This window comes from Shimwellia blattae DSM 4481 = NBRC 105725, from assembly GCF_000262305.1.
GTDB lineage: Bacteria > Pseudomonadota > Gammaproteobacteria > Enterobacterales > Enterobacteriaceae > Shimwellia > Shimwellia blattae.
This window is the reverse complement of sequence record NC_017910.1, coordinates 117,392-134,366: the sequence shown is the minus strand read 5'-3', so window position 1 is coordinate 134,366 and position 16,975 is coordinate 117,392. Positions and strand designations below refer to the sequence as shown.

General features: G+C 58.3%; 13 protein-coding genes. 5 read left to right on the top strand and 8 right to left on the bottom strand.

The genetic code is table 11. The features are described from left to right. Positions 1 to 9: 9 nt before the first annotated feature. From glyS to EBL_RS00575, 3 genes are all read right to left on the bottom strand, one after another. Positions 10 to 2,079, bottom strand: a complete 2,070-nt coding sequence (glyS, locus tag EBL_RS00585) for a glycine--tRNA ligase subunit beta (protein WP_002440674.1) — start codon at positions 2,077 to 2,079, stop codon at positions 10 to 12. 9 nt (positions 2,080 to 2,088) lie between these two features. Then, entirely contained in the window at positions 2,089 to 3,006 is a 918-nt protein-coding gene (gene glyQ / locus EBL_RS00580) for a glycine--tRNA ligase subunit alpha (protein WP_002440676.1), read from the bottom strand. A gap of 240 nt (positions 3,007 to 3,246) precedes the next feature. Continuing rightward, a complete protein-coding gene (locus EBL_RS00575; RefSeq protein WP_002440677.1) occupies positions 3,247 to 3,558 on the bottom strand; it encodes a YsaB family lipoprotein in 312 nt (103 codons plus the stop codon). A 181-nt stretch (positions 3,559 to 3,739) separates the two neighbouring features. On the opposite strand from EBL_RS00575, the gene EBL_RS00570 reads away from it, so the two are divergent. Both EBL_RS00570 and EBL_RS00565 read left to right on the top strand, forming a co-directional pair. Beyond that, positions 3,740 to 4,732, top strand: coding sequence for an acyltransferase (locus EBL_RS00570; protein WP_002440679.1), 993 nt, complete (start codon positions 3,740 to 3,742; stop codon positions 4,730 to 4,732). Positions 4,733 to 4,815: 83 nt separating this feature from the next. After that, on the top strand, positions 4,816 to 5,037 hold the full coding sequence (locus EBL_RS00565; protein WP_002440681.1) for a type II toxin-antitoxin system Phd/YefM family antitoxin: 222 nt from the start codon (positions 4,816 to 4,818) through the stop codon (positions 5,035 to 5,037). Between the two features lie 39 nt (positions 5,038 to 5,076). On the opposite strand, the gene xylB is transcribed toward EBL_RS00565, so the two are convergent. Next, positions 5,077 to 6,531 (bottom strand): xylulokinase, encoded by a 1,455-nt coding sequence (xylB, locus tag EBL_RS00560; RefSeq protein ID WP_002440683.1) that lies wholly within the window; start codon positions 6,529 to 6,531, stop codon positions 5,077 to 5,079. Positions 6,532 to 6,581: 50 nt separating this feature from the next. Continuing rightward, the gene (gene xylA / locus EBL_RS00555; protein WP_002440685.1) at positions 6,582 to 7,904 is read right to left on the bottom strand and encodes a xylose isomerase; all 1,323 of its coding nucleotides are present in this window, start codon (positions 7,902 to 7,904) and stop codon (positions 6,582 to 6,584) included. A gap of 382 nt (positions 7,905 to 8,286) precedes the next feature. On the opposite strand from xylA, the gene xylE reads away from it, so the two are divergent. Continuing rightward, positions 8,287 to 9,801 carry a D-xylose transporter XylE gene (xylE, locus tag EBL_RS00545; protein ID WP_081489151.1) on the top strand — a complete coding sequence of 505 codons (1,515 nt, stop codon included), beginning with the start codon at positions 8,287 to 8,289 and terminating at the stop codon, positions 9,799 to 9,801. Between the two features lie 95 nt (positions 9,802 to 9,896). After that, positions 9,897 to 11,075 carry a D-xylose utilization transcriptional activator XylR gene (gene xylR / locus EBL_RS00540; RefSeq protein ID WP_002440689.1) on the top strand — a complete coding sequence of 393 codons (1,179 nt, stop codon included), beginning with the start codon at positions 9,897 to 9,899 and terminating at the stop codon, positions 11,073 to 11,075. A gap of 50 nt (positions 11,076 to 11,125) precedes the next feature. Here xylR and EBL_RS00535 read toward each other — a convergent pair whose 3' ends face one another. Further along, entirely contained in the window at positions 11,126 to 12,013 is an 888-nt protein-coding gene (locus tag EBL_RS00535; RefSeq protein ID WP_002440691.1) for a protein bax, read from the bottom strand. 507 nt (positions 12,014 to 12,520) lie between these two features. On the opposite strand from EBL_RS00535, the gene avtA reads away from it, so the two are divergent. After that, positions 12,521 to 13,774 carry a valine--pyruvate transaminase gene (gene avtA, locus EBL_RS00530; RefSeq protein WP_002440694.1) on the top strand — a complete coding sequence of 418 codons (1,254 nt, stop codon included), beginning with the start codon at positions 12,521 to 12,523 and terminating at the stop codon, positions 13,772 to 13,774. Between the two features lie 103 nt (positions 13,775 to 13,877). Here avtA and hypF read toward each other — a convergent pair whose 3' ends face one another. Next, entirely contained in the window at positions 13,878 to 16,109 is a 2,232-nt protein-coding gene (gene hypF, locus EBL_RS00525) for a carbamoyltransferase HypF (protein ID WP_002440696.1), read from the bottom strand. Between the two features lie 161 nt (positions 16,110 to 16,270). After that, positions 16,271 to 16,816 carry an electron transport protein HydN gene (gene hydN, locus EBL_RS00520; RefSeq protein ID WP_002440698.1) on the bottom strand — a complete coding sequence of 182 codons (546 nt, stop codon included), beginning with the start codon at positions 16,814 to 16,816 and terminating at the stop codon, positions 16,271 to 16,273. Positions 16,817 to 16,975 lie beyond the last annotated feature (159 nt).

The following is a 16,975-nucleotide window of genomic DNA, read 5'->3' as shown; positions in this document are numbered from 1 at the left end:
CGGCGGCAATTATTGCAGCAGCGAAATATCCGCTACCTGCAGGAACAGCTCGCGCAGTTTGTTCAGCAATGTCAGACGGTTAAGACGGATCTCTTTTTCCGGCGCGTTAACCATCACCTGCTCGAAGAACGCATCCACCGGGGCGCGCAGCTGAGCCAGCTCAATCAGCGCGTCCTGGTAGCGACCCGCTTCAAACCAGGGCTGTAGCTTGTCGCGCAGAACCACCAGATCCCGGGCCAGTTTTATCTCGGCCTCTTCGGTCAGCAGCGAGGCGTGGACAATGTCATTCAGGGTCTCTTCAGACTTCGCCAGAATGTTGGACACGCGCTTGTTGGCAGCGGCCAGGGAGGCAGCTTCTTCCAGGGTACGGAAATGGCTGACCGCTTTCACCCGGGCGTCGAAATCTGCCGGGCGGGTCGGACGGCGCGCCAGCACCGCCTGGATGGTGTCTACCGCGTGGCCTTCTTCCTGATACCAGGCGCGGAAACGGCCCAGCATAAAGTCCACCACATCGTCGACCACGTTCACGTTGGTCAGCTTGTCGCCGTACAGGCGGGCGGCTTCTTCCGTCAGGGTTTGCAGATCCAGCGGCAGGTTTTTCTCAACAATGATCCGCAGAACCCCCAGTGCCGCACGGCGCAGGGCGAACGGGTCTTTGTCCCCTTTCGGGTGCTGACCAATGCCGAAGATACCCGCCAGGGTGTCCATTTTGTCGGCAATCGCCACTGCACAGGCCACCAGGCTTGAAGGCAGCGCATCACCGGCAAAGCGCGGCATGTACTGCTCATTCAGGGCCACGGCCACATCTTCGGCTTCGCCGTCGTGGCGGGCATAGTGCATCCCCATGACGCCCTGGGTGTCGGTAAATTCAAACACCATGTTGGTCATCAGATCGCACTTGGAGAGCAGGCCCGCGCGGGTAGCGTGGTTCACATCTGCCCCAATCTGGCGGGCAATCCAGCCAGACAGCGCTTCAATACGGTCGGTTTTGTCGCGCAGAGTGCCGAGCTGTTTCTGGAACAGGACCGTCTCCAGGCGCGGCAGGTTGTCTTCCAGGCGTTTTTTGCGGTCGGTATTAAAGAAGAACTCCGCATCCGCCAGGCGCGGGCGCACTACTTTTTCGTTACCGGAAATAATCTGCTGCGGATCTTTAGACTCAATGTTCGCCACGAAGATAAAGTTCGGCAGCAGTTTGCCGTCTGCGGCATAGACCGGGAAGTATTTCTGGTCACCTTTCATGGTGTAGACCAGGGCTTCTGCCGGTACAGCGAGGAATTTTTCTTCAAATTTCGCCGTCAGCACCACCGGCCATTCCACCAGGGAGGCCACCTCTTCCAGCAGGCTGTCGCTGAGATCCGCATTACCGCCAATGTGGCGGGCAGCGGCTTCGGCGTCGGCTTTAATGCGGGCTTTACGCTCGGCGTAGTCCGCCACCACTTTACCGCGCTCACGCAGGATTTCAGGGTACTGATCTGCACTATCAATCGTGAAGGACTGCTCACCCATAAAGCGGTGGCCGCGAATCACGCGATCGGACTGAATGCCCAGAATCGTCGCCGGGATCAGCTCACTGCCCAGCAGCAGGGTCACCGTGTGAACCGGGCGCACAAAGTGCTCGTCGGAATCACCCCAGCGCATCAGTTTCGGGACCGGCAATTTCGCCAGCGAGGTCGCCACCATGTTCGGTAACAGCGCCTGGGCGCTTTCGCCTTTCACATGGGCACGATACAGCAGCCATTCGCCTTTGTCGGTCACCAGGCGCTCGGCCTGATCAACGCTGATACCGCAACCGCGGGCCCAGCCTGCGGCGGCTTTGCTCGGGTTACCTTCCGCATCAAAGGCCTGGGCAATGGCCGGGCCGCGTTTTTCCACTTCGCGATCCGGCTGAGCGCTCGCCATACCGGCGACTTTCAGCGCCAGACGGCGCGGGGCAGCAAACCACTCAACCTGGCCGTGGGCCAGGCCCGCGTTGTCCAGTTCGGCAGTAAAGTTAGCAGCAAAGGATTCGGCCAGGCTGCGCAGGGCTTTCGGTGGCAGCTCTTCAGTGCCGATTTCCACCAGAAATGTATTCTCAGACATGGCGACCTCTTACTTATTATCTGACTTGTGACACATCGGGAAGCCGAGCGCTTCACGGGAAGCGTAGTACGCTTCCGCCACCGCTTTGGTCAGGGTGCGGATGCGCAGAATATAGCGCTGGCGTTCCGTCACCGAGATAGCTTTGCGGGCATCCAGCAGGTTAAAGCTGTGTGCGGCTTTCAGAATGCGTTCATAGGCCGGTAACGGCAGCGGTTTTTCCAGCGCCAGCAGCTGCTGGGCTTCTTTCTCATACTGCTCGAAACAGGTGAACAGGAAATCCACGTCTGCATATTCGAAGTTGTAAGTGGACTGCTCCACTTCGTTCTGGTGGAACACGTCGCCGTAGGTGGTTTTACCCAGCGGGCCGTCGCTCCAGACCAGGTCGTAAACGCTGTCTACGCCCTGGATATACATGGCCAGGCGCTCCAGGCCGTAAGTGATTTCGCCGGTTACCGGCTTACACTCCAGACCACCCACCTGCTGGAAGTAAGTGAACTGGGTCACTTCCATCCCGTTGAGCCACACTTCCCAGCCCAGGCCCCATGCGCCCAGGGTCGGGTTTTCCCAGTTGTCTTCCACGAAGCGAATATCGTGAATGGTCGGGTCCAGCCCCAGCTCTTTCAGCGAGCCGAGGTACAGCTCCTGAATGTTGTCCGGTGACGGCTTAATGATCACCTGGAACTGGTAGTAGTGCTGTAAGCGGTTCGGGTTTTCGCCGTAGCGGCCATCGGTCGGACGGCGTGACGGCTGCACATAGGCGGCGGCAATTGGCTCCGGGCCAAGCGCGCGCAGGCAGGTCATCGGGTGTGAGGTTCCGGCGCCAACTTCCATGTCCAGAGGTTGAACAATGGTGCAGCCCTGGCGAGCCCAGTAATCCTGTAAGGTCAGGATCAGGCCCTGAAAGGTCCTGGTATCAAACTTTTGCATATTCTTTCGCACGCGATACGGGTGGTTTTATGAGGAAGCGACCAGTATATACTCAAAAGCAGTCAAGTTGCATCACGGGTGGCGGGTTGACAACCGGCCACCGCAGGACGCGCCTGGCACGCCAGCGACGTTTTGGCCGCGCATTACTGCCAGCCAGAGTGGGGACAGTATACCGGTGAATGGCGCAGATACCGCGACAAATTGGCCGTAAACGGCGCTTTCGTGCCCGAGCAGGGGGGATCAGCGCATGGATAAGTGCAAAAACTGCCCGGCATCGTCAAACGAACAGGTGAAATGCTCCTCGCGGCGGGTGGTGCCGCTCACTTCATAACTGCCCTGAAAGCGCTCCAGCTGGCTGATGGTTAATTGCTGGGCCCGGGTGTTGTAGCGCATAGCCGCCGCATCACGGCAGGACTGCTCCATATCAAACTGGCGTACCGGTGCCGTGTGGGCCCGCTGCGCATATTGCTGATGCTCTTCGGTATGACTGCATCCGGTCAGCCCCAGTAAGACAAGGGTAACCAGCCCTGCAAGCCGGCGTTTTTTATCCATAACTTTTCGCCATCGTGGTAGTAAAGCCGTTATTATTCTGCGCGCAACAGTGTGGCCTATTGCGCCGTAACCTGCACCTTTGCTTCCCGCCTGGCGGGTAAAACTCAGATTTTACCTGGCTGCACGGTGAAGATTCAGCCGCCACACTGTGCTACTGGATCACAGTTACCCAGGGGAGTTCATGCAGCAAAAAATAAACTGGATAGATAATCTGCGCGGGATAGCCTGCCTGATGGTGGTGGTTATCCATACCACAACATGGGTGCTGACCACCCACCCCCAGCGCCCTCCCACGCCCGGCTGGGATATCGCTAACCTGCTTAATTCCGCCTCCCGGGTCAGCGTGCCGCTGTTTTTTATGATTTCAGGCTATCTGTTTTTCGGGGAGCGTAGCGCACGCCGCCGCCATTTTCTGCGGGTTGGCGCATGCTTACTGTTTTACAGCCTGGTGGCATTGCTCTATATCACCTTCGCCACCCGGATAAGCCCCCACGCCTCGCTGCTCCATCTGTTTCAGAAACCGGTGTTTTATCACCTGTGGTTTTTCTTCGCCCTGCTGGTGATTTACCTGCTCTCGCCGCTGATTCAGGTAAAAAAGTGCCCGCCGGGCACCCTGCTGGGCCTGTTGCTGGTACTGGGCATTATTGCTAACCCGAACACGCCGCCACTGGTTATCCACGGCATGAAGATCCTGCCGTTCAATTTATACATTGGCGGCGAAACCTTCTACTACCTGCTGTACGGCATTCTGGGCCGGGTGCTGGGCGAGATGTCCAGCGAGCGGCTGGGCAGTTGGCCCCTGGTCGGGTTTGGCCTTGCGGTGCTGGGTATCGCCTTCGGGACGCGCCATGAGCTGCTCTGGCGCGGCAATTTTGCCGACACGTTTTACCTCTACTGCGGGCCGCTGGTGTTTATCGCCGCCCCGGCCCTGTTGCTGTACGTTAAAAACCGCGTTAATGACCGCTCTCTGGCGTTCCTCGGCCTGGTGTCGCGCCACTCGCTGGGGATTTACGGCTTTCACGCGCTGATAATCCACGCCCTGCGCCACCACAATCTGGTGCTGACCCGCTGGCCGCTGCTGGATATGGTCTGGGTATTTACGGTCGCACTGGGGGGAAGCCTGGTATTATCCGCCGGGTTACAGCGCCTGGATAAGCACCGGCTGGTGAGTTAGCAAAAAGGGCTCGCCGGGGCGGAGAATATGTGCAAAATATAGCCAGGAGTTGTACCTGTCATCTGTACATTAATGGAGCGGTTATGCGCACTTATACGACCTCACAGGCCCGCCAGCATATTTCTGAAGTCATGGACGCCGCCACCGCCGGGGAGCCCGTCGAAATTACCCGCCGTGATGGCTCAGCGGCGGTGCTGATCAGCCGCGATGATTTTAACGCCTGGCAGGAAGCAAAGCTGGATGCCGAATTTGCAGAAATTATGGCGCGTCATGGTCATACCATTAAAGCGCTGGCCTATCAGTAAATATCCAGAAAAATGCCGGGCATTGCCCGGCATTTTTTATCAGACCATCAGCGGTGCAAGCTGCTGATATAGCCGCGCGAACGTTTCGCGTTTCTCCCGGTAGCGGGCTGTGCGCGCCGCGTCCGGAATGTGCTGCTGCTCAAGCGGCAGCGGCGGCAGCAACGTGCTTAAGGCTACCCCGGGGGACATGGCAATCTGCGCAAGCCTTGCGGCCCCCAGCGCAGGCCCGACCTCGGCACCGGTGCGGTAGTCGAGGGTCTGGCCGCTAATATCTGCCAGCATCTGGCGCCAGTACGGGCTGCGCGCCCCGCCGCCAATCAGCGTAATACTCCGGGGGGCAACGCCGCAGGCGTTCACGATATCCATCCCCTGGGCCAGGCCATAGCCCACCCCTTCCAGCACCGCTTTCGCCAGCTCCGCCGGGCCATGCTGGTGGGTCAGGCCGAAAAAGACCCCTTTAGCGGCCGGGTTGTTATGGGGGGTGCGCTCCCCGGACAGGTAAGGCAGAAACCACAAGTCGCCCGCGGTATCGCTGGCCTGCTCTGCGCCAGCCAGTAATGCGGGCACATCCGCCATGCCGGTCAGCCGGGCAGCCCAGTCCAGGCAGGAAGCCGCACTCAGCATCACCGACATCAAATGCCAGCGCTCAGGCAGGGCGTGGCAGAAACTGTGCACCGCGCTTTCCGGGTTACTCAGGAAGCCGTCGCTCACGGCAAAATAGACCCCGGAGGTCCCCAGGGAGAGCATCGCCTGCCCGGCGTCTGCCATCCCTACCCCCACGGCACCGGCGGCGTTATCGCCACCACCGGCCACCACCGGCACCACCGGCATCTGCCAGCGGCGGGCAATCTCAGGCAGCAGCTCCCCGGTGATATCGCAGCCCTCATACAGGGCGGGCATATGGTCCCGGGTGAGGTGGCAGGCGGCCAGCAGCTTGTCGCTCCAGTCCCGGCTGGCCACATCCATCCACAGGGTGCCAGCGCTGTCTGACATATCGCTGGCGTAGTCGCCGGTCATGCGCAGGCGTAAATAATCTTTAGGCAGCAGCACCTTCGCCACCTGGCGGAAGATCTCCGGCTCGTGGCGGGCTACCCACAGCAGTTTCGGGGCGGTAAAGCCCGGCATCATCAGGTTGCCGGTAATCTGGCGGGAGTCCGGCACCTGCTGTTCCAGCAGACGGCACTCTTCGCCGCAGCGCCCGTCGTTCCATAAAATGGCCGGGCGCAGCACCCGCTGCTGGCTGTCCAGCAGTGTGGCGCCGTGCATCTGCCCGGACAAGCCAATGGCGCGGACCTGATCCAGCGGATGTTGCGCAGCCAGCGCCTGCATTGCGCTATCTGTCGCCTGCCACCACTGTTGCGGATCCTGTTCAGACCACAATTCCCGGGGGCGTGAAACGGTCAGCGGCGAGGTACTGCTGGCCAGCACCTCGCCCTGTTCGCTCAGTAAAATCACCTTTACCCCGGAGGTTCCCAGATCGATCCCGATATACATAGCGTTGGCTCCATAAAGGGTGCGCCACGCAGAGCGTGGCGCGACAGGGCTTATTTATCAAAAATATAGTGGTTGACCAGATTCTCCAGCAGCTCCTGGTGGCCGCTCTGGTGGTGCGGATCCAGCTGATGCTGCTGAGCATACTGGGCAAGCTGCGCCAGGGACATCTGCCCTTTGAGGATCTGCTGGCCCAGCTCGCTGCTCCAGCCGCTGTAGCGACGGGCAACGCGTTTATCCAGCTCGCCGTCTTCAATCATGCGCGCGGCAATCTTCAGGGAGAGCGCCATGGTATCCATCGCGCCGATATGGCCGTAGAACAGATCGTATTTGTCGGTGCTCTGGCGGCGCACTTTGGCGTCAAAGTTCAGGCCACCGGTGGTGAAGCCCCCGGCTTTGAGGATTTCATACATCACCAGGCTGTTCTCTTCCACGCTGTTCGGGAACTGGTCTGTATCCCAGCCCAGTTGCGCGTCGCCACGGTTGGCATCCACCGAGCCGAAGATCCCAAGGGCAATGGCGCTGGCGATTTCATGGTGGAAAGAGTGACCGGCCAGGGTGGCGTGGTTCGCCTCAATGTTCACTTTAATCTCTTTTTCCAGGCCGAACTGCTTCAGGAAGCCATAAACGGTCGCCACATCGTAATCATACTGGTGCTTGGTCGGCTCCTGCGGTTTTGGCTCAATCAGCAGTGTGCCCCGGAAGCCAATTTTGTGTTTGTGCTCAACCACCATCTGCATAAAGCGGCCGATCTGTTCACGCTCCTGGCGTAAATCTGTATTCAGCAGGGATTCATAGCCCTCACGGCCCCCCCACAGCACATAGTTTTCACCGCCCAGTTTCTGGGTCGCGTTCATGGCGGTAAACACCTGGGTGGCGGCCATGGCGAACACTTCCGGATCCGGGTTGGTGGCGGCACCGGCCCCGAAGCGCGGGTTAGTAAAGCAGTTTGCCGTGCCCCACAGCAGTTTGACACCGCTCTGCTGCTGTTTTTCAGCCAGCACATCGACCATGTGGGCAAAGTTTTCCAGGTACTCTTTTAAGGAGGCACCTTCCGGGGAGACATCCACATCGTGGAAGCAGTAGTAAGGCACATTCAGTTTATGGAAGAATTCGAACGCCACATCTGCTTTCTGGCGGGCCATTTCCAGTGCGCTGCCCGGGTGCTGCCACGGGCGGTCAAAGGAGCCCACCCCGAACATATCCGCCCCGTTCCAGCAGAAGTTATGCCAGTAGCAGGCGGCAAAGCGCAGGTGATCTTCCATGCGCTTACCCAGAACCAGTTCGTCCGGATTGTAATGACGAAACGCCAGTGGGTTGGTGGTTTTCGGGCCTTCAAAACGTACCCGGTCAATCTGGTCAAAATAGGTCGGCATGATGCGCTCCTTGAAATAGGTTTGATGCTACGGGATTCATCCTGCGGCCCATTACGCATTCCGGCAATTACGTTATTTTACAGCCCGGTTCAGAGAATTACTTATTGTGGTACTGGTCGCAAAAAATAGCCCCACGGAGATAAAAGTGAATGATTTGTGAAATGTCTCATAGAAGTAATAATTGATAATAAGAATACCAAATATGGTAATTGCCTGCCGCCAGCAGGCCAATAAGGATAGGAGGGAAATAAATCTGCTGCGCTGCAGGAGGGATATCGGGAAATTATTCATGTCGCCTGTGCGGTGCATCAGGTTTTTTATACCCTACACATCTTTGTTTAGTGGTGCTGGCAGGCCAGTAACGCCACCCGCTGAATGTTGCATGTCTGAAAAAAATAAGGCAGGGCAATACATGACAGCTCAATATAATTCATCTTATGTGTTTAATATCACGGTGGTGGCCGCGCTGGGCGGGCTGCTGTTTGGTTATGATACCGCCGTGATTTCCGGTGCGGTTGAATCGATCAGTAAAGTGTTTGTGGAGCCCCGGGGGCTCGGGGAGGCGGCAGCCAACTCGCTGCTGGGCTTCTGTGTCGCCAGCGCCCTGATTGGCTGTATTATCGGTGGGGCACTGGGTGGCGTGTGCAGTAATTATTTCGGCCGCCGTAATGCATTAAAAATTGCCGCACTGCTGTTTTTTATTTCCGCGGTCGGTTCCGCCTGGCCGGAGCTGGGTCTCAGAAGCATTGCTGATAGTAGCGAAGGGATCCCTTATTATTTATCTGGCTATATTCCTGAATTTGTTATTTACCGGATTATTGGCGGTATCGGGGTGGGGCTGGCGTCAATGCTTTCGCCGATGTATATCGCAGAAGTCGCCCCGGCTAATATTCGCGGTAAGCTGGTCTCCTGTAACCAGTTCGCCATTATTTTTGGCCAGTTACTGGTGTATTGCGTTAACTATTTTATTGCCCGCTCGGGCGATGCCTCCTGGCTGCACAGCATTGGCTGGCGCTATATGTTCGCCTCAGAAGCGATCCCGGCGCTGTTATTCTTTGGCCTGTTATTTACCGTGCCGGAAAGCCCGCGCTGGCTTATCGCTAAAGGCCGCCATCAGCTGGCTGAAGGGGTGCTGGAAAAAATCATGGGCAAAACCCAGGCCACTGTGGCCGCCCGGGATATTGCCCACTCTATTGAGCACGGTAAGCAGACCGGCGGGCGCCTGATGATGTTCGGCCTCGGGGTGATTGTTATCGGTGTGATGCTCTCCGTGTTCCAGCAGTTTGTCGGGATAAACGTGGTGCTGTACTACGCCCCGGAAGTGTTTAAAACCCTGGGTGCCAGTACCGACCTTGCCCTGTTGCAGACCATTATTGTCGGGGTGATCAACCTGAGCTTTACCGTGCTGGCTATCATGACGGTGGATAAATTTGGCCGTAAGCCGCTGCAGATTATTGGCGCGGTGGGAATGGCGCTGGGGATGTTCGTCCTCGGGACGGCGTTCTACGCCCAGTGGTCCGGTGTTATCGCCCTGCTGGCGATGCTGTTCTACGTGGCGGCGTTTGCCATGTCCTGGGGGCCCGTATGCTGGGTGCTGCTGGCAGAAATTTTCCCGAATGCGATCCGTGGCAAGGCGCTGGCCATTGCGGTGGCGGCCCAGTGGCTGGCAAACTACTTTGTCTCCTGGACCTTCCCGATGATGGACAAAAACTCCTGGCTGGTCTCCCACTTTAACAACGGATTCTCTTACTGGATCTACGGCTGTATGGGCGTGCTGGCTGCGCTGTTTATGTGGAAGTTTGTCCCGGAAACCAAAGGCAAGACCCTGGAAGAGCTGGAATCTTTATGGTCAGAAAACACCCCGCAGGCGCGTGAAGCGCAAATCTCCCGCGGCTGATCTGTTCTTCTCAGGCCTGGCCACGATCGGTACGATAACGATTGTGGCCTTTTGCTATCTGGTTCATAAAAACCATATACAGGATGAGATCCGGCATGCACGAAAAACGTCATCGCATCACACTGCTGTTTAACGCCAACAAAGCCTACGATCGCCAGGTGATTGAAGGGGTTGGCGAGTATCTCCAGGCGTCACAACTGGGGTGGGACATCTTTATGGAGGAGGATTTCCGCACCCGGCTCGACACCATCGGCGAGTGGCTGGGCGATGGCGTGATTGCGGATTTTGACGACAAAGAGATAGAGTCCTTACTCCGGGCCACCGGCGTGCCCATCGTTGGCGTGGGTGGCTCCTATCACCGCCCGGAAGACTACCCCCCGGTGCACTACATCGCCACCGACAATCACCAGCTGGTCAACAGCGCCTTTCTGCACCTTAAAGAAAAAGGCATTAACCGCTTCGCCTTCTACGGGCTGCCTGCCTCCAGCGGTAAGCGCTGGGCCGCCGAGCGGGAACACGCCTTTCGCCAGATAGTCGCCAGCGAAGCCTACCCCGGGGCAGTCTATCAGGGGCTGGAAACCACGCCAGACAACTGGCAGCACGCTCAGAACCGGCTGGCAGACTGGATACAGACCCTGCCCCCCCAGACCGGGATTATCGCCGTTACCGACGCCCGGGCCAGGCACCTGCTGCAGGTGTGCGACAACCTGCACCTGCCGGTGCCGGAGAAGCTCCCGGTCATTGGCATCGACAACGAAGAGATGATCCGCTACCTCTCCCGGGTGGCGCTTTCGTCTGTGGCCCAGGGCACGCGGCAGATGGGCTACCAGGCCGCCAAGTTACTGCACCGCCTGCTGAACAACGAACAGCTACCGCTACAGCGCATCCTGGTGCCGCCCGCCCGGGTGATTGAACGCCGCTCCACCGATTACCGCTCGCTGTGCGATCCGGCGGTTATCCAGGCGATGCACTATATCCGCAACCACGCCTGCAAGGGCATTAAAGTGGAGCAGGTGCTGGACGCGGTAGGGATTTCCCGCTCGAATCTGGAGAAGCGTTTTAAAGAAGAGGTGGGCGAGACTATCCACGCGATTATTCACAATGAGAAGCTGGAGCGGGCCAGAAGTTTAATTTCCAGCACGTCATTATCACTCAGTGAAATATCACAGATGTGCGGCTACCCGTCGTTGCAGTATTTTTATTCAGTCTTCAAGAAAGCCTACGGAATAACCCCCGGGGAGCACCGGGGGAAAAACAGCGAAATCAACGAATAAAGCACAATAAAAAAACGCCTTACGAAGAAGGCGTTTTTATCCGGCCGGGATTAATAGGCGGCCATCAGGTTCTGGTTGCTCTGGTACATGGCAAACAGATAGTTATTGTAGCTCTGCCCGCGGGTGGAATACCCTTTGAGCTTGTGGATCATATTGCTGGCGGTCACTTCCTGATCCGCACGGCGCAATTTCGCGCGCTCTTTACGGAATGATTTATACGCATTATGCGTATTCAGGTTAGCCACATACGCCGCCACAGATTCATTGACCGACTCAAAGTGCGAATAGCCCTTCACCTTGCCCGCAGCCCCGGTACAGTGCCCTTTCACGCACTTCATACCGAACAGGTTGTTATTGCTGCGCGCCAGTCTGGAGGTCCCCCAGCCGCTTTCAGCCGCCGCCATGGTAGCAACCATATTGGTCGGAATAATATCTACCCGATCCAGCAGTGCATTCCACGGCACGCGTTTAGTGTTGCCGTTCCAGGCCACTTTATACTTACGCGACAGGTCTTTAAGACGCGCCGTTTCAGATGGTGACCAGCGGGCATCGTATTGCTTCGAAATCAGCCAGTTTCGATCCGCAGTAATCGCTGCATTCTGGCGATTGATATACGGCATAATCGTCCGGAGAAACGCCTTCTTCCTTGGTGTCCCGGAAGGGTATTTTCGCAAGTCAGGGAACGTACTGCTACTTACACTATTGCGAGAATACTCTTGTTTACTACTTGCCAGTACTTTGCCTTTTGGGCTGGCCTTCAGCGCTGTGTGTCGTTTTTTCGCTGTGGTCGTGGTCTTTTTCGCTTTCGCGTGCGTTGTATGGGCTTTGTGACTCGTTGCTTTACTTTCGTGCTTCTGGGCCAGAACCTGAGAAGAAAAACTCAAGGTCAGCAACATGAGTATCGCGGCCCCAAATCGTCGAATGGGAGTCGATATCATTATGTCTCCTGGTCGGATATATGCACTCCAACACCTTATTTTACGGAATACGAATTCCAGATCATAACAAAAGTACGGTTTCGGGACATTAAAATAAATAGTCCAATTCTTAATTCCTGCCAAACTCTAATTTTTGTTAAAACTAAAAAATACTGAGAAATAAATATCTTATTCGCCAAAAATTACATTCTGTTAACGTTAATTTTCCCGCCGGCGCGGCTAAGCGATGCGGCAAGAAAATACCCCTCCCCCGGTGCTCACTTTTGACCCGTCGTGCTGGGGCCAGGAAAGGGTAGAAAACTCAGTCAGATGCCCGGGCTCAGGAAATGTAACCAAACGCAAATTTGCCCGCGCCCGGTACAGCCAGCAACCAAAATAGTGTTTAATGCTGCTTTCCCACACCAGGCAGCATTAAACGCTACAGCCCCTTTCCCGCTCCGGTTTGCACAACATGGTTTCCGGGGTTATCGTTAGCTCCCTTGTGCAGTAACTCACAGATCCACGGCTATGACATTCTCTCTTTTTGGCGACAAATTTACCCGTTATTCAGGCATTACCCGCCTGATGGAAGACCTCAACGATGGTTTACGCACCCCGGGCGCAATCATGCTCGGCGGCGGAAACCCGGCCTGCATTCCCGAAATGGACAGCTACTTTCGTAAGCTACTGGCAGACATGCTGGATAACGGTAATGCCGTGGATGCCCTGTGCAATTACGACGGCCCCGGGGGGAGAAATGAATTTATCATCGCCCTGGCTGAGCTGCTGAAAACCACCTTTGACTGGGATATTTCACCGCAGAATATTGCACTGACAAATGGCAGTCAGAGCGCGTTTTTCTACTTATTTAACCTGTTCGCCGGGCGCCGGCGTGACGGCTCGGTACGCAAGGTGCTTTTCCCCCTGGCGCCAGAGTATATCGGCTATGCGGATGCCGGGCTGGAGGACGATCTGTTTGTCTCCGCACGGCCCAATATTGAGCTGCTGCCGGACGGGCAGTTTAAATACTATGTTGACTTCGATCGCCTGCATATCGGCGACGATACCGGCATGATTTGCGTATCACGCCCCACCAACCCCACCGGTAATGTGATAACCGATGAAGAGCTGATGCGCCTTGACGAGCTGGCCCACCAGCACCAGATCCCGCTGGTTATCGATAACGCGTACGGTCTGCCCTTCCCGGGGATTATCTTCTCGCCTGCGCGCCCCCTGTGGAACCCGAATATCATTCTGTGTATGAGCCTGTCCAAGCTGGGCCTGCCGGGCACCCGCTGCGGCATCATCATCGCCAGTGAGCAGACCATCTCCGCCATCAGCAATATGAACGGCATTATGACACTGGCCCCCGGCGGGATCGGCCCGGCCATGGCGGCCGAGATGATCCGCCGCCAGGATTTGCTGCGCCTGTCGGAAACGGTCATTAAACCGTTCTATTACCAGCGGGTGCAGCAGACCATTGCCATTCTGCGCCGCTATATTCCGCAGGAGCGCTGCCTGATCCACAAACCGGAAGGGGCCATCTTCCTGTGGCTGTGGTTTAAAGATTTACCCATCAGTACCGAGGTGCTCTATCAGCGCCTGAAAAAACGCGGTGTACTGATGGTGCCCGGGCACTACTTCTTCCCGGGGCTGGAAAAGCCCTGGCCCCACACTCAGCAGTGTATGCGCATGAACTACGTGCCGGAGCCGGACAAAATCGAAGCGGGTGTAAAAATCCTTGCCGAGGAGCTGGAGCTCGCCTGGGCTGAGCAGGCCTGAACCTGCCAGCCCGCTACGGCGGGAAACCTGACTCTGCGCAATGAGTGTCGCTCTCAGCAGTGTCCGCACGGCTGAGAGTATAATAACGTCAGAACCGGGGATCTTATCCTTTAGCCTGTGACCAGGCGGCGGCAATCACCGCCTGGCCTGCAGAAATCGCCCCGTCTCCCGCAGGCAGGATATGGGGAAACAGCAGCGTACAGTCCGCCAGGTGGTGCCCTAAGCGCTGGCTCAGCAGGCGGTTATGCCAGACACCGCCACCGCAGGCTACCGTATTCAGCCCCTGCTGGCGGGCGTGATAACGGGCCAGCGCCGCCAGCCCGGCGGCCAGCGCGTCGTGAAAGGCCCAGGCCCGGGCCTCAGGGGCGGCCTGCCAGCCCAGCCAGCTTTGCCAGAACACGGCCAGATCCAGCTGGCCATCTACGCAGGGTAAGCTCACCGGGTGATCCACCGGGCCGTGGCGCCAGGCCATCGCCTCCAGGGTGCAGGCAGCCTCCCCTTCATAACTTTGCGCCAGCCCCACACAGCCCAGTGCGGCGGCGGCGGCATCAAATAAACGTCCGGCCGAAGAGGCCAGCGGCGCGTTAACCCCCCGGGCAATCGCTTTTGCCAGCGGCTGCCACATCTGCTGGCGGATCACGGCCGTTTCGGGCAGGGCTTCCCAGCCGGGCACAAACCGCAGGCAGTGGGCCAGCAGGTTACGCCAGGGCTGGCGCGCCGCCAGATCACCGCCGGGCAGCGCCACCGCCGGTAGCCCGCCCAGTTTGTCGCACTGGCGGTAGTCCACCCGCAGGCACTCCCCGCCCCACAGTTCGCCCTCTGCCCCCATGCCGATACCGTCCAGCGCCAGGCCAATTACCGCCCCCCCGTCCAGGGGCCAGTGGTGCTCCGCAAGGCAGGCGGCAATATGGGCATGGTGGTGCAGCACCAGGTGTACCGGCAGGCCCATCTGGTGACCAATCCGGGTCAGCTGGTAGCCCGGGTGGGCATCCATCACCACCTGCTGCGGTGTAAAATCGTAGACCTGGCGCATCAGATCAAGGGCATGTTGCCACTGCTCTTCCACCCCCTCCTGCCCCAGATCGCCCAGGTGCTGGCTCAGCACCAGCTGATCACCGCGCGCCAGGGCAAAGGTGTTTTTAAGATCAGCCCCCAGGCACAGCAGCGGCTGTGTGACCGTCAGGCCCGGCGGCAGCGGCAGCGCATCCGGCACAAACCCCCGGGCCCGGCGCAGCATGCTGCCGTCTGCCCGTACCAGGGAGTCATCCATCCGCTGGAGGATGTCCCGGTTGTGGAGCAGCCAGCCGTCTGCCAGCCCGGCCAGATCCTCCAGCGCCTGCGGGTTAGTCAGCGCAGGGGGGCGGCCACTGAGATTGCCGGAGGTCATCACCAGCGGCCCGCCAAAGGCCTGGCTCAGCAGGTGCTGGAGCGGGTTGCCCGGCAGCAATACCCCCACCTCATTCAGCCCGGGGGCTATCTCCGGGCTCAGGGGGCCACAGTGGGCTTTATCCACCAGAACGATGGGCGCCGCCGGGGTGTTAAGCAGTGCGCAGGCAGCACCGGGCAGGCCGCTGTCCTGCGCCAGCATCACCGCCAGGGGCTTTTTCGGGCGCTGTTTGCGCAGGCGCAGCAGGGTGACTGCCGTATCGTTGCGCGCATCGCACACCAGGTGAAACCCACCCACCCCTTTTACGGCAATGATCTGCCCGCCTCGCAGGGCCGCCAGCGCCGCCTGGAGTGCTGCCTCCCGCTCTGCGTGCTGGTCACCGGCCTGCCAGCTCAGCCAGGGGCCGCACGCCGGGCAGGCCACTGGCTGGGCGTGAAAGCGCCGGTCCCGGGGGTCGCGATATTCCGCCTCGCAGGCGGCACAAAGGGGGAAGCCCGCCATCACGGTAAAGGGGCGGTCATAGGGCATGGCGCGGATAATCGTAAATCGCGGGCCACAGTGGGTGCAGTTAATAAACGGGTAGCGGTAACGGCGCTCGGCCGGGTCGTTCATTTCCGCAAGGCAGGCGGGGCAGGTGGCCGCGTCGGGCACTATCTGGGTGGACATGGCCCCGGCATCGCTCTGGCGGATGGTAAAATCGTCCGGCAGCGCAGGCCAGTGCATAACGCTGCGCTCCAGGCTGTCGATACGCGCCAGCGGCGGGCAGCGCTGATACAGGGCGGTGATAAAGTCCTCCGGCAGGTGCACCAGGCGGATCACCACGCCGCTGCCGTCGTTGCAGACATCGCCTGCCAGCCCCATTTCACTGGCAATCTGCCAGATATAAGGCCGGAACCCAACCCCCTGAACTTTGCCGCGGATCCGCAGCGCCACACCCTGATTACGCATCGTTATATTAGCTGATGAGATGAAAAAGACGCGGGACGAAACCCGCCCCACGTTTCAGGATAACCCACCCGAATGGGCAACGGCAGGAAAACCGCTGTTACCGGGGTGGTACTTACAAAAAAGGTGATCCCGGGCAGGTGTTACCCCCGCCCGGTGGTCATTCAGAAGATCAGGGAACCAGAGGTATCCAGCGCAGCACGGCGGCGGCGCTCAGCGGAAATCTGATCCAGTTTGTTGCGGTCTACCAGCATAATGGCTTTGGTCGGGCAGGCTTCGATACAGGCCGGGCCCGCTTCGCGGTGGTAGCACAAATCACATTTGTTGGCTTCCGCCTTCTGGGTTTTCACGTTCAGGCCCGCGCCGCTGTTGCGCACAACCGGGCGCACCACGACTTCCATCGCCCCGTAAGGGCAAGCCACCACGCAGGTTTTACAGCCAATGCAGCGTTCCTGCATCACATGTACGAAGCCTTTTTCCCGCACAATGGCGCCGTTCGGGCACACGTTGGCACACGGGGCATCCTCACACTGACGGCACATCATCGCGGTCGAAATATTGACCCCTTTGATAACGTGAATGCGTGGCAAAAAAACTTCCGGGGTCAGGGTTGCACAATCCTGACCCTCCTGGTGGGACACGACACAGGCCACTTCGCAAGTGCGGCAGCCAATACATTTGCTCGAATCAGCAATGACGAAGCGGTTCATCATAATCTCCGGCAGTTCATTTACGTTTTGAATAGTTATTGGCATACACAAAGCGTGCCAGGTTTGAAACTAGCGCCATCTGGCCGGTTTTACCTTGATCCGGCACGTCGCCCGTGCCGGATCGTCACAAATGACGATAATCTTCAGGCAAATGACAGT

Coding starts and splice junctions, on each gene's coding strand:
- glyS (WP_002440674.1), bottom strand. CDS start 2,079: ATGTCTGAGAATACATTTCTGGTGGAAATCGGCACTGAAGAGCTGCCA.
- glyQ (WP_002440676.1), bottom strand. CDS start 3,006: ATGCAAAAGTTTGATACCAGGACCTTTCAGGGCCTGATCCTGACCTTA.
- EBL_RS00575 (WP_002440677.1), bottom strand. CDS start 3,558: ATGGATAAAAAACGCCGGCTTGCAGGGCTGGTTACCCTTGTCTTACTG.
- EBL_RS00570 (WP_002440679.1), top strand. CDS start 3,740: ATGCAGCAAAAAATAAACTGGATAGATAATCTGCGCGGGATAGCCTGC.
- EBL_RS00565 (WP_002440681.1), top strand. CDS start 4,816: ATGCGCACTTATACGACCTCACAGGCCCGCCAGCATATTTCTGAAGTC.
- xylB (WP_002440683.1), bottom strand. CDS start 6,531: ATGTATATCGGGATCGATCTGGGAACCTCCGGGGTAAAGGTGATTTTA.
- xylA (WP_002440685.1), bottom strand. CDS start 7,904: ATGCCGACCTATTTTGACCAGATTGACCGGGTACGTTTTGAAGGCCCG.
- xylE (WP_081489151.1), top strand. CDS start 8,287: ATGTCTGAAAAAAATAAGGCAGGGCAATACATGACAGCTCAATATAAT.
- xylR (WP_002440689.1), top strand. CDS start 9,897: ATGCACGAAAAACGTCATCGCATCACACTGCTGTTTAACGCCAACAAA.
- EBL_RS00535 (WP_002440691.1), bottom strand. CDS start 12,013: ATGATATCGACTCCCATTCGACGATTTGGGGCCGCGATACTCATGTTG.
- avtA (WP_002440694.1), top strand. CDS start 12,521: ATGACATTCTCTCTTTTTGGCGACAAATTTACCCGTTATTCAGGCATT.
- hypF (WP_002440696.1), bottom strand. CDS start 16,109: ATGCGTAATCAGGGTGTGGCGCTGCGGATCCGCGGCAAAGTTCAGGGG.
- hydN (WP_002440698.1), bottom strand. CDS start 16,816: ATGAACCGCTTCGTCATTGCTGATTCGAGCAAATGTATTGGCTGCCGC.